The organism is Salinivibrio sp. ES.052 (assembly GCF_900141775.1).
Lineage (GTDB): Bacteria > Pseudomonadota > Gammaproteobacteria > Enterobacterales > Vibrionaceae > Salinivibrio.
On sequence record NZ_FSRI01000003.1, the window covers coordinates 404,454 to 417,075 of the forward strand.

General features: G+C 49.0%; 11 protein-coding genes. 2 read left to right on the forward strand and 9 right to left on the reverse strand.

Features of this window, described 5'->3' with window-relative positions; translation table 11 throughout:
* Window positions 1-29: 29 nt before the first annotated feature.
* The 3 genes from BUQ98_RS14725 to BUQ98_RS14735 all read right to left on the reverse strand — a co-directional run bounded on the left by BUQ98_RS14725 (window position 30) and on the right by BUQ98_RS14735 (window position 1,922).
* Entirely contained in the window at window positions 30-893 is an 864-nt protein-coding gene (locus BUQ98_RS14725) for an EamA family transporter (protein WP_074214543.1), read from the reverse strand.
* Between the two features lie 136 nt (window positions 894-1,029).
* Window positions 1,030-1,311: a sll1863 family stress response protein gene (locus tag BUQ98_RS14730; RefSeq protein ID WP_074214544.1), complete on the reverse strand. Its 282-nt coding sequence runs from the start codon at window positions 1,309-1,311 to the stop codon at window positions 1,030-1,032.
* Between the two features lie 32 nt (window positions 1,312-1,343).
* On the reverse strand, window positions 1,344-1,922 hold the full coding sequence (locus BUQ98_RS14735) for a BON domain-containing protein (RefSeq protein WP_074214545.1): 579 nt from the start codon (window positions 1,920-1,922) through the stop codon (window positions 1,344-1,346).
* 232 nt (window positions 1,923-2,154) lie between these two features.
* Here BUQ98_RS14735 and BUQ98_RS14740 point away from each other — a divergent pair, with 232 nt between their 5' ends.
* Window positions 2,155-3,600 (forward strand): sigma-54 interaction domain-containing protein, encoded by a 1,446-nt coding sequence (locus BUQ98_RS14740; protein WP_074214546.1) that lies wholly within the window; start codon window positions 2,155-2,157, stop codon window positions 3,598-3,600.
* On the opposite strand, the gene BUQ98_RS14745 is transcribed toward BUQ98_RS14740, so the two are convergent.
* Together BUQ98_RS14745 and BUQ98_RS14750 are read right to left on the reverse strand one after the other, a co-directional pair.
* A complete protein-coding gene (locus BUQ98_RS14745; RefSeq protein WP_074214547.1) occupies window positions 3,537-5,189 on the reverse strand; it encodes a diacylglycerol kinase family protein in 1,653 nt (550 codons plus the stop codon). The two genes, BUQ98_RS14740 and BUQ98_RS14745, sit on opposite strands and share 64 nt — an antisense overlap.
* 131 nt (window positions 5,190-5,320) lie before the next feature.
* Complete coding sequence (locus tag BUQ98_RS14750; protein WP_074214548.1) at window positions 5,321-6,307, reverse strand: oxygen-dependent tRNA uridine(34) hydroxylase TrhO; 987 nt, start codon at window positions 6,305-6,307, stop codon at window positions 5,321-5,323.
* A gap of 393 nt (window positions 6,308-6,700) precedes the next feature.
* Between BUQ98_RS14750 and BUQ98_RS14755 the strand changes: the two genes are divergently transcribed.
* Complete coding sequence (locus tag BUQ98_RS14755; RefSeq protein ID WP_074214549.1) at window positions 6,701-8,089, forward strand: alanine/glycine:cation symporter family protein; 1,389 nt, start codon at window positions 6,701-6,703, stop codon at window positions 8,087-8,089.
* A 105-nt stretch (window positions 8,090-8,194) separates the two neighbouring features.
* Here the strand turns inward: BUQ98_RS14755 and BUQ98_RS14760 are convergent, their stop codons facing one another.
* From BUQ98_RS14760 to BUQ98_RS14775, 4 genes are all read right to left on the reverse strand, one after another.
* Entirely contained in the window at window positions 8,195-9,190 is a 996-nt protein-coding gene (locus BUQ98_RS14760; protein WP_074214550.1) for a chemotaxis protein CheV, read from the reverse strand.
* A 266-nt stretch (window positions 9,191-9,456) separates the two neighbouring features.
* A complete protein-coding gene (locus BUQ98_RS14765; RefSeq protein ID WP_074214551.1) occupies window positions 9,457-10,713 on the reverse strand; it encodes an NAD(P)/FAD-dependent oxidoreductase in 1,257 nt (418 codons plus the stop codon).
* On the reverse strand, window positions 10,710-12,089 hold the full coding sequence (locus tag BUQ98_RS14770; RefSeq protein ID WP_074214552.1) for an FAD/NAD(P)-dependent oxidoreductase: 1,380 nt from the start codon (window positions 12,087-12,089) through the stop codon (window positions 10,710-10,712). The genes BUQ98_RS14765 and BUQ98_RS14770 overlap by 4 nt, the downstream gene beginning before the upstream one ends.
* The gene (locus BUQ98_RS14775; protein WP_074214553.1) at window positions 12,082-12,468 is read right to left on the reverse strand and encodes a (2Fe-2S)-binding protein; all 387 of its coding nucleotides are present in this window, start codon (window positions 12,466-12,468) and stop codon (window positions 12,082-12,084) included. The genes BUQ98_RS14770 and BUQ98_RS14775 overlap by 8 nt, the downstream gene beginning before the upstream one ends.
* Window positions 12,469-12,622: the final 154 nt, after the last annotated feature.

The window sequence follows — 12,622 nt, forward strand, 5'->3', positions numbered from 1 at the left end:
ATTGGCGCTCTTTTTGTGACGTGTGGCGCTTATTTTTTAGGTGAGTGGCGTTTTGCAGACAAGGTACTGCCTAAGGATGCTGTGATCACCATACCAATCGCCAGCCATTGGCGAAGTGCAAGTTGCTCATCCAGAACCAATAGCCCTGCCATTGCGGCGACAGCAGGTTCTAAACTCATCATGACACTGAAGGTTTGCTTAGGCATGTTTCGTAGTGCAATCATTTCTAACGAATAGGGGATAGCGCTAGAAATGAGTGCAACAGCGATACCCAATGGCAGCAGTTGCCACTGGAATATGGCGCCCTCGGTAGCAATGTAGCCGGCTGGCACGAGGTAGAGGGCGGCGATACTCATTCCTAGTGCTACTGTTCCGCCGCCAGGGGCTAAGTTTCCTGCCTTTTGGCCAAATAGAATATAGCCAGCCCAACACCCACCGGCAGCTAATGCATAGGCAACCCCAGTAGGATCGAGCGCATCAACTCCTGACAAATCAGGCAGAAGAGTGATTACACCGCCAACTGCGAGGACAACCCACAGGCTATCTCTTGCGCGACGAATAGAAAGCAACGCGACCAGTAGGGGCCCCGTAAATTCGAGTGCGACAGCGATGCCAAGTGGAATAGTCTCGATAGATAGATACAGCAGCATCATCATGCCACCCAGGCAGCTTCCATAAATGGTAATAGCTCGCCAATGTCGCCCTCGTGGCCACTGACGCCATGGCCGGAAGACCAGCCATAATATTAATGCGGAAAACCCGACGCGTAAGGCCGTAGTGCCGATAGGGCCGACGAGAGGAAATAACTGCTTGGCAAATGAGGCACCGAATTGAATCGCGCACATCGCGCCGAAAACACTCAATATGGCCATAAAAAGCGCGCGAGCTTGCATGATCCCTCTCCTTGGCTGATCGAAAGCCTTACCTTAACATAGAGACAAAAAAAAGCCGCTCCGATGAGAGCGGCGATTAATTGGGTATGTATTGTCACTATATGTGCTTTAATTCTCTATCAGAACGTAATGAATATTAGAATTTATGTTTGGCCGAATCATACGCTTCTTTCAGCGATGAGAGTGCTTGCTCGGCACCTTGCTTGATATCATCCCACGCGTCATCGCTGGCATTTTGCAACTCATCAATACGCGTTTTCGCTTGTTCTTTTCGCGCTCGCATATGCTCGATAGAGTCACGATAATCGGCTTTTGCATTCGCTGATGCCACACTGGCTTTAGCTTCCAGCTTATCGATTTCTTGGTTCCAATCATGTAAGCGGTGATGCAATTTGTCTATCATTTCTTGGCGTTGCATATTATCTCCTTGTCAAATCGTCGTCTATTACGCTAGGCATTTTCTTTGACTTCAAGATCATCAATGACACGCTCAACATCTTGTGCGTTTTCCGCCATTAGGATCGCCAGATCACGAGCGGCATCACTTTTGACCTGTCCGGATAAGGTGGCGACGCCTTCTTCTACCGATACATCAATATTGGTTCCGCTAATGTCGGGGTTAAGTATCAAGCTTGTTTTTAATGCTGCGCCTACTTTTGTGTCGACGACGGCTTGTCCTAAGTCTGCCGCTTGACTGGCGGAGCGAGAGACCGTGAGGTCGTTTTTCACTTTACTCACGCCTTCAATTTGGCGCACAAGGCCACTGGCCAAACTCTTATCTAACTCAGTGTCTACTTTCCCCGTTAAAATAACGACGCCTTGCTCTACATCTGTGTTGATATCAAAGTTGTTTAGGTTAGTGTTGATCATTAGCATGGATTCAGCTTTGCCATCAATCCACGCGTCTTTTGCTTGATCTTGCCACTGATTATCACCGCTGTTTGCGTGTGCGGTTGAGGCACTCAGTGCAAGTGCTAACCCCAATGATACAAATAAAGGATGAAATCGACCTTGTTGAGTCGTCTTCATTAAACCCTCCTTATTCGATGAATGTGAGCAACGTTGTGGCGCTGCTGTGCGAGATACTTGCGAAACCTGTGCCAACTTTTAAAAATATTTAATTTCAATAGCTTACTTAATATTTGGTGATTTTTTACTTGTGCTTTTGTGTAATTATTTCCTACCATTCGGTAATTATTGCTTAATTATACGTTTCATATATGGCAGTGTGAGGCAATAGAGATTATTTAAAAGGTATCCTATGCATACGCCGCACCTGTTCGTTTATCTCCCCCAGCCGTCAGAGGCATCGTTGCTTGACGTACTCACGTCGACTTCTAAAACGTTATCTGAAACAAGACTGACGTGGTTTGAGACACCCGCATCGCTATTAACGGCTTGCGAGACTGATTCACCTGATTGGGTAGTGTTAGATGTTGACGACAAGGGCTTATGTACCAACGACTTGCTCGTGATGATGGAGACGCTAACTCACACGCAATGGGTTTTATTGACTGACGGTATCCCTTTGCCAGCGTGGAATCATCGTGCTCAAGACATGGCGGCGACTGTCTTTCGGCGCCCTATCGATAAGCAGGCATTCCACAGTCTATTCATTGAGCGGATACACAGAGATAGCGGGCGGCCATCAAAGGGTAAGCCCGTTGTCACTAGCCAGGCGGATCAGTACGGCTATTTATTAGGCGCTTCAAGCCCGATGCTGGCGCTGTACCGTCAGCTTCAACGGCTTGGCCCAACCAATGCGAATGTGTTTATCGTCGGAGAGAGTGGGGTAGGCAAAGAGCACGTAGCGAAAACGCTACATAGCTTAGGTCGCTCCTATAGCGCGGGTGAGCCGGATACATTAAGCCAAAAAATCGACTCTCCTTTTATGGCAGTCAATTGTGGGGCACTGAGCCCAGAATTGATCGAAAGTGAGTTGTTTGGCCATGTCAAAGGGGCATTCACCGGCGCTCACCAAGATCACCAAGGGATTTTTTATCAGGCTGAAGGTGGGACGGTGTTTCTTGATGAGATCACCGAGATGCCGCAGTCATTGCAGGTAAAGCTACTTAGGGTGCTGGAGTCAGGTGAGTATCGTCCTGTGGGTTCGACCCACAATCAAAAAGCCAACGTACGTCTTTTGGCTGCTACTAACCGAGATGCCCTGCAAGCCATCCGAGAAGGCAAACTGCGCGAGGATATCTACTATCGTTTGGCTCAATTTGTGGTCACTGTCCCGGTGTTAAGAGAGCGAGGAGATGATATTGGTGCCCTAACTACGCACTTTTTAGCTGAACTTAATCACAGTCACCAAACGCAAGTCAGTATTAGCACTCAAGCGCTAGATACAATTAAGCACTACCATTGGCCGGGAAATGTTCGCGAGCTCAAACACGCTATTGAGCATGGTTTTTTATTAAGCCACGGATGTATTGAAGCGTCTGATTTACCCGCCAACGTGCTTGCGGGTCATCAGCCGACAGCCGTTGAGGCGTTGGTGCTGCCTGAAAGCATAACACTCGCGGAGTTAGAAAAAGTCGCAATTTTACAAGCGCTTGTGCGCTATAAGGGTAACCGTCAACGCACGGCCACGGTGCTTGGGATCAGCCCTAAAACGCTCTACAACAAACTCCAGCAATATCAAGACTTGTCATCCGATTCGTCATCGTCTGCCCATGGTGGGGAGAGAATAGAGAGTGATTGAGGCTGAGCACGGATATCTAATTTACGATCATGATAAAGCTCGCCATCAATGACATAGTCGATAGGCCTTGAGGCATGCAAGCTGACATGAGTGGCTTGTTGATAATGGGTAAATCGCCCTAAACGTGTTTCAAAAAGACTTGCCAATGCTAACTCGGCCAACGAGAGGGCGGTATCCGCTTTGCTCATGCTCGGTGTTAACCATGTGACATCCAAATGACCATCAATATAATTAGGCTGGCCTCGTCCTTGAGCTAATAATGTCGTCATCGGTGCGGCGTTAGCAATCACCATGCTAGTGGTGCGAATAGGCTGAGGGGCTTGATCCTCAAAGCTGACGCGTAGGTCGATGGTTTGATTACGGCTGACTGCGCCTAATAGACCTTGTAAATAGGCCCATTGGCCAAATTGATTTTTTTGCGCTCTGGCCGCGTGTCGGATCATTTGTTGTTCGAATCCAATGCCTACGACCAATAAAACTGTTTTACCATTACAGCGAGCGGTATCAATAATTCGAGGGCTACCATCTAGGATCACATCACAGGCCGCGTCAATATTTAAGAGCTTCGTTTTTATTCCCCATAGAGCATGACACAAGGCATTTGCGGTTCCGAGGGGAAGTATACCTAAAGGTGTGGCGGTGTTTATTAACGCCCGAGCGACGGCATTAATGGTCCCATCGCCGCCTGCCGCGATAACAATATCCGCGTGCTGAGAAATCGCTCGGCAGGCGAGCTGATAACTGCGACGGTTATGGCGTGTTTGATGGACCACCAAGCGATAGCCTTCACTGAGGTACGTCTGGATGTAGTCACTATACTTTCGCCATTTTTTTCCGCCTGCTGCAGGGTTGGCGATTATCCAGGCGATGGGGCGCTCTAGCCGTAAGGTGCCCTCTTGCTGGAAGCGCAGGAGAGCGCGTCGTTGACGTCGGTTAAGATGAGCTTTAGGACGGATGGCTTTAATGTCATTGAGCACGTCATCCAGTTGCTTGCTGGGTGAAAGCGCCCAGAGATAAGCCGCTGTCACCATGACTGATCGACCTCGCCCTAATGCACAATGGATAACAACGTCACGGTGATGCTGTCGTTGATGATGGAGCCATTGTAATGCGCGCATCAGCTGGCTGCGGGAAGGGTATGCGTGATCAAGTACGGGTACGGATAAATAGGAGATCGTGTGTGACTGGGTAAAGCGGTTTAAGCTTTCAAATTCGGCTGTCACATCTAAAATTCCCTTAATTCCTCGTGCATGAAGGTCGGGAATATCTCGGTCGGTCAGCCGTGCGCCCACGTATAATCCTGCAGCGACCTGTTGTACTGGAGGCATGGTGTCACGCTGTCTCGCCCAGCGATTGTATAGGTGGGAGCAGGCAAAGAAAGGGGCAAAAAAATACTGGATAAGGCGAGGTAATTGCCCTGTTTGCCGTTTCCTAAACAGGCGAGGCTGATTGCGCCAGTAAGCAACACTCACGGCCAAAAAGGCGGCGGCACTCCACGTTAATAGCAGCGTAAGGAAGACATTGGAGGCGAGCCATCCTGCAATGGTTAAGCATATTGCGACGACACTGTATAAGGGACCAATCAGCAAGTTCACTCCTTTGAACGTTACACCCCCGTCGTTGACCGATTAGGCTGCAATAATAAGGGAGATACTACTATAGCGTAGCCGTGACAGATATCAGAATGAAAACGACACGCGATTGCGTGCCGTTATTGCGATTAAACTTTCTTTTTTTGGCTCTGTTGGCGTTGCCGCTGTTTCTTTAACTCTCGACGTTGTTCGATGATTTTTTTTGCTTCTCCACCCACGTGCTGTTCACCGCGTTCTCGTGCAAGACGGACTTGGTACTCTCGCTCTCGAAACGCCGCCTTTTGCGCGTCGGTGTGTTTGTCGATGCATTTAGGGCAAGAGACACCTTGCTCATAGTGTTCGCTTTCCATGTCCGCTTGCGTGATGGGCAAGCGACAGGCATTACACATTGCGTAAGATCCTCGCTCTAAATCGTGATTAACGGCAACACGGCTGTCAAAGACATAACACTCACCGTTCCACAAGCTCTCACTCTCAGGCACTTCTTCGAGGTACTTAAGGATCCCGCCTTCTAGGTGATACACCTCATCAAAGCCTTTTTCTTTCAAAAAAGCGGTCGATTTTTCACAGCGGATCCCGCCAGTACAAAACATGGCAACTTTTTTGTGCGTGCTAGGGTCAAGCTGCTGTTCGACATAGTCAGGGAATTCACGGAAGCTATCGGTATGTGGGTTAACGGCCCGCTCAAAGGTGCCAATCTCGATTTCGTAGTCGTTCCGCGTGTCAATGACAAGCACCTCAGGATCGCTGATCAGATCGTTCCATTCTGTCGGTTTCACGTAGGTGCCTACACTTTGGCGTGGGTCAATGCCTTCAACGCCCATGGTCACAATTTCTTTTTTTAGTTTTACCTTGGTGCGACTAAATGGTTGGCTGTCTTCATACGATTCTTTGTAGTCGATATTGGCGAGGCGAGCGTCTTTTTTAAACCAAGCAAACAGTGCATCCATGCCTTCTCGTGATGCTGCGACGGTACCGTTAATCCCCTCATTGGCAAGGAGCAATGTGCCGCGAACCTGATGGCTTTCCATCACATCGAGGAGTGGTGCTTGAAGAGACTGATAATCCTCAAGTGTCACAAATTTGTATAGGGCGCAAATAACATACGTGGACATGTTTTTTCCTCTTGCTGGCTGGAGCGTAAATCCAGTGCATGGGTGGTGGGATAAAAAATACGCGCGGAGTATAGCGAATGGCGCGCTAACTAAACACCGACTGACAGTAGGGTTAAATCAGCCGTTCACTCATTTCTTTTATTTGTTCGTGTTCAAATCAAATTGTTTTGATAATTATTCATGTGTGTCCATTTTTTATGAGATCAATATCACGTATGTACAGGGTTTTTATCGCCTGGCATTCTTTTTGGACTTAGTTTGAATGGGTTTTTAGTCACGTCAGTGAGCTTTTATTGCTTTATGATCTAATTATTTTGCTGGTTGGCGTGCATCGACTAGGCCATGGCTTAGAGAGCAAAGTAATTAGCCAAGCATCAGGAAAGGATTCAAAACATGATTGAAGAATGGATTAATGCGTTTGTCGGTTTTATCTGGGGTAAACCGATGCTGATCTTATTGGTCGGCGGTGGGGTTTTCTTTACTCTTTATGGCAAGCTTACGCCATTTCGTTATATGGCACACAGTATCAAGTTACTGACTGGTAAAGTGGATGACGGCAGTGGTCATGGTGACTTGTCTCATCGCAAGGCGCTAGCGGCGGCACTCTCCGGGACGCTGGGTCTTGGTAATATTGCCGGTGTAGCGCTGGCGCTTAGTGCGGGTGGGCCTGGCGCGGTCTTTTGGATGTGGTTAACGGCATTATTAGGGGTGTCGACCAAGTTTTATACCTGCACACTTGGGGTCATGTATCGCCACAAAGATGCGAATGGCAATGTTCACGGCGGCCCAATGTACACGGTGCGGCATGGTTTGGGGCCTAAATTCAAATGGCTGGCGGTGATGTTTGCCATTGCAGGCTTGATGGGGTTTGTGCCGTCATTCCAAATTAACCAGCTTGGTGCTGTGGTGCAAACACAGTTGTTTCCGGGTGTCGCTTGGCTGGAGAGCAGTGCGTTTTCTTGGGCGTTAGGCATTGTTCTCGCGATTTTTGTCGGTATGGTTATTTGGGGTGGCTTGAAGCGTGTTGCTGATGTTGCCGGTGCCCTGGTGCCTCTGATGGCGGGTAGTTATATGGTGATGGCGATCGCAGCCTTAGCGATCAATGCTGAGCGTGTCCCTGCCGTTTTCCAATCAATTTTTACGAGTGCTTTTTCGCCAGACGCCATGTTCGGCGGCTTAATCAGTGTGGTTATTGTCGGCGTGAGCCGTGGTGCTTTTTCTAATGAGGCAGGGATTGGGACTGAAGTGATGGCCCACAGTGCAGCCAAAACCAATGAACCGGTGCGTGAGGGCTTAGTTGCCAGCCTTGGTCCTATCATTGATACCTTGATTGTATGTAGCTGTACTGCATTGGTAATTTTGGTCACGGGCGTGCTCGATCAAGCGGACGGAATGCAAGGTGTGAGCCTGACTATGGCTGCGTTTAAAGCCGCATTTGGTGCACCGGGCGCGTGGCTTCTAGCGGCACAAGTCCTGGTCTTATCATTTACGACCGTGTTTACATTTTGGTACTACGGCTATAAATGTTTTGTGTATTTATTCGGCGAGAAAGCGGGCCAATATTATAAATACCTGTATCTATCGCTCGTAGTATTGGGCGCGGTGTTATCGCTGGATGTGGTGTTCTTATTTCTTATCGGGGCTTATGGGCTGATGGCTGTTCCTACTATGGTCTCTGGTCTGTTATTGGCCCCGAAAGTGAACCAGGCTGCTAAGGCTTATTTTTCAGGTCACGCTTACCAAAGGACGCGTCAGACAGAGTCGCGCGCAACGCATCATTGATCTCTAATCGGTGATCGTGTGAGTAAAATGGCGTGAATGAAATAAAAAGGCTGCCCGTTGCGGCAGCCTTTTTTCTCGGCGTATTGCGCTGTGTTCAATGAGGCGTTAATCGTCGAGGGGGGCACCAAACACGTACTTGTCCACTAGACTCACCATACGGCCAATCTCGGGCTTGGTAATGGTATCGTTAGCACCTAGTTGTAAGGCTTTTGTCCGGTTATCCTCACTCATAATCGATGAGAACATAATAATGGGCATCGTCTTGTAGGTATCTGTTTCTCTAAGACGTTTGATGAGGTGCATACCGTCCATACGTGGCATTTCTACATCTGACACAATCGCATCAACGAACTCATTAACCGATACGCCTTCGTCTTTGGAAATACGCGCAAACTCTGTCAGTTTTTCAAAGGCCTCACCCCCATCTTTGGCAGAGATAATGTTAAAGCCGGCTGAACGCAGTGTGTTTTCAATTAAGCTGCGGATGAATGCGGAATCGTCCACCACCAAGACGGTTTTTGCCTCGCGTTTTTTCGCGCTGGACTCGGAAATATTGACGTTTCTGTCCTGAGTGACATCGTATTTTTCCATACTTAATTCAGGGTTGATGTCGGCAATGATCTTTTCGAAATCCAAGATCATGATCAGGTTTTTGTCTTTACGTACGACAGCCACCACGCAATCTTGTTCGCCCGCCTCTAAAAATTGACTGGGGGATTCAACCGCTTCCCAGGAGATACGGTGGATCCGGCTAATGCTATCGATCAGAAAGCCGTTGGTCATGTTATTAAAGTCGGTGACAATCACGAACTTGTTATCTTTCTCTGGCCGTGTCGGTACACCTAACCAGCCTGCAAGGTCAATCAGTGGAGTGAGTTTGTCGCGTGATGAAAAAACACCAATCATTTGTGATTGCGCGTTGGGGTAATCGGTTGTCTCAGGGACTTGGATCACTTCGCGAACCTTGGCGACGTTGATACCGTAATAACAGGTTTTAGTACTGCCGTCAGGAAGTTGCTTCATGAGGTGAAACTCGATGATTTCGAGCTCATTCGTACCACTTTCCGTTAGTATTTCGTTTTTTGTTGGCTCGTCATTCATGCCTACCACATTTCCTTTCGATAACAGCGAACAAAGCTGGTGTTAACCTAAGTTTGTTTCAGTATAAGCCTGTGATTAGCAAAGCGACAATATTTGTGCATCAATCGAGCAATGTTCTGTGGGCTATCGCGCTAATTTTCGAGGAAAACCAGTGTCTAAATCACAGGCTTGTAACAAAAGATCGGCGCTTTATATCGCCCCAACAGTCAGAAACCGACAGTGAGAAACCGACTATCAGGGCGTTTAGAGGAGACAGCGTTGCTCGATCAGGGAAGGGCAACGTCTAAATGGTAATTACCTATCATACGTCCTTCAGTGTTTAAAAAACGTTGATAAGAAAAAGGTGCGAGATCGATGGAGGTTGGGACACCACGAATCAGTTCATTCATCACTTGGCCAGTAATCGCGGAGGTTAGCATACCTGTACGAAAGTGACCGCAAGCATTTAGGTAACCTTCAATGCCTGGCACCGCACCGAGGATTGGCAATTCATCTGGCGAACCTGGGCGCAAGCCTGCCCAGCAGCGTTTGATGTTCATTTTTTTCAGCTCGGGAATAGACTTCATTGCCCCTTGTGCAAGTTGTTTGATGTACTTCATGTCAGTGGTGGTATCAAAGCCACGCTCTTCGGTGGTTGAGCCAATCAGGACTTCGCCGTTATCTTTTTGGGCGATGTAACAATCACTGGTCGTCAAACAACCGTTTAAGAGCTTAGGTAGCTTCTCGGAGACGATCACTTGCCCTTTGACCGGGAAGACAGGCATTGGCATATCGGTTGCCCACAAGCTGAGTTTTTCCGCCCATGCGCCACCGGCATTGATCATGGTGCCACAGCCAAGCTTACCGCTTTCTGTTTCGACCGCGACCACGCGGTTACCTTGTCGGACGACACCGGTCACTTTGGTATTGAGGTACAGTTCAACCCCATTTTGGCGTGCTGCTTCTAAATAGGCTTCGTTTAAGCGATACGGGTTAATTTGGTGATCCCCTTCAAACTCCATCGCACCAATGGCATCGCGTGAAACGTTGGGCTCCTGCGCGTGAAGTTCGTCTTGAGACACCCAACGGACATGGGCTTGGCGATCAGGAATCGCTTCCGCGATGTGCTCAGCATAGAGTTTGTCGTATTTATCAAACATGACAAACTTCAGACCGGTCCGCTCGAACTTAAAATCTACGCCGTGATGGGTCATCAGATCATCATACAGCGCGGGATAAAGCTGATTAGACTGCATCGCCATATCAAAAAATGGCTTAGGCATAATATGAGGCTTTATTTCTGGTGACCGATCTTCGCCGCTTTCTTGCATCTGCTTAGAGAGGGTTTTAAACAGGATGACGCCGCAGCCGAGGCCGGTTGACTCGCCCATTGCCCACAGGCCACCGGCTGAGGCACGAGAGGCGTTTCCCGGATATTTATAATCCACAACGGCGATAGATAAGTCGCGCTCACGGCTTAAATGATAAGCTACCGAGGCGCCAATGACGCCCCCGCCACAAATTACGATGTCGTACTGTTTCATGCGTCATCCTCCAACGCTGCAAAAGGAATAGGGTCGAGCGGGAATCGAGGGCGAATCAAAGGCTGAGGCGACGTCGTGCTCTCATTGAGCCGGTCGTAGCAATAGTGCGCACAGGTTTTACCTTGGCAGTCACCCATGGTAACGCGAGTCCGCATTTTAAGTGTGATCACATCCTTCACGCCTTGGTTGATAGCGTTATCAATGTCCGCTTTATTCACTTGTTCGCAGCGACAGATCACCGTGTCTTTTTCCGGCAAACTGAGTAGGCCCGGGCGACGGTAGCCTGCCGTATCAAAGCCTTTGCGGAAACGGTAGCTCTTTTCGAGCTGGTGACGCAGAGCCTTGAATTCATTGTCAAGATTAGGCATTGAAATACAGCGTGCTTTCAGTGCGGCGTATGCCGCAATCTTTCCTTCCAACATAGCGGCTTCTGCACCTGCAAATTTCACGGTATCACCGGCGCAGTAAACATTGTCGAGACTGGCACGTTGCCAGTCGTCCACGAGCGGAATCGCCCCACTCATATGATCGTACTGCATTTCAAGTCCGATTAATTGCGCGAGCTGAGAGCGTGCCGTAAACCCGTAACCAACACCGAGCACATCGGCATTGATGGTTTCTGCACGGCTAACATCTGGGTGCCAGTCTTTACTATACGGTGCGACAGTGACTTGCTCGACTTGCGAATCCCCAGAGGCTTTGACCACGCCCCAACCGTAATGCATTGGGATATGATGGCGTTTGAGATACATCATCATGGAGAGACCATCCAACGCGAGTTGTGGACGATTGAGCAGCGCAAGCGTTTCACGTGCTAACTCTTTGAATGGCGCCGCTTCGTAAATACCCGCGATATCACAACCGGCTTTGTGAAGCTGACAAGCAACCAAGACAAGCAAAGGCCCTGTGCCGGTGATTACACAACGGTGACCGGGACGAACCAAACCACTTTTGATTTGTAGCTGGATCCCCCCCAGCAGCATTACCCCGGGCATATCCCAGCCTGGAAACGGAATGCTGCGCTCTTGGCAACCGGTGGCGATGATCAACTGCTCATACTCAATGGTCGATAGCGTCTCTTCATGCGCGGTGAGTAGGTGTTGGTCAGCCATTGGTCCTAGCACTCGCGTCAAGCTGCGCAGGTCAATCACATCCTGATGTTGTCGATATTGCTCGCGCAGCGATTGTGACGTGGCCTTCCATTTGTCATCCAAGTGAGGTAGAGCGTCGCTATCACGCCATGGACCACGATAGACAACACCGCCGGGCTTTGGCGCTTCATCTACAATAATGCTAGCGACTTTATGCTTGGCAAGCGTGACTGCAGCAGAGAGGCCAGCAGGTCCGGCACCGACAATGACAACAGGCTTAGACATGGGGTTCTCCTTGCTCGACGGTGTTGCTGTCGAGATCCGTATTTTCAACTTCTTTGTTTTGAAGTGCTTGGTTTTGAAGTGCTTGGCTTTCAACCACTATGTTAGCTTCAGTGCGGACAGCCATATCCGGTTGAACGGCGACTTGGCAGGCACGTTGCTTATGGCGGCCGTTGATTTCCAGTGTGCAGCAATGGCATACGCCCATGCCGCAATAGGCACTGGCTAATCGGCCATAGTCATTTTTAGATAGCGCGCGGATATTGCTTGCGAGCAAGGTGCTCAGCACGCTTTCGCCGGCGATGGCTGGAACCGTCTCGCCATTAACACGGATCGAGAACGTTTGACCAACTGCATCGGTAATGTCTTGGGATCGTTTCATCGTTTTAATTTGCTCATTCGTCTATTGTTGGGACAGTGATGACGTCCACTCAGCTTGTTTAAGTGAACGGACCTTATTGTCTTATTTGTTAGGCGAGGCGTATGTTATAGCTGGTTCGTGAAATACGTGTTACTTTTTGTTGCGTTTTCGTTAT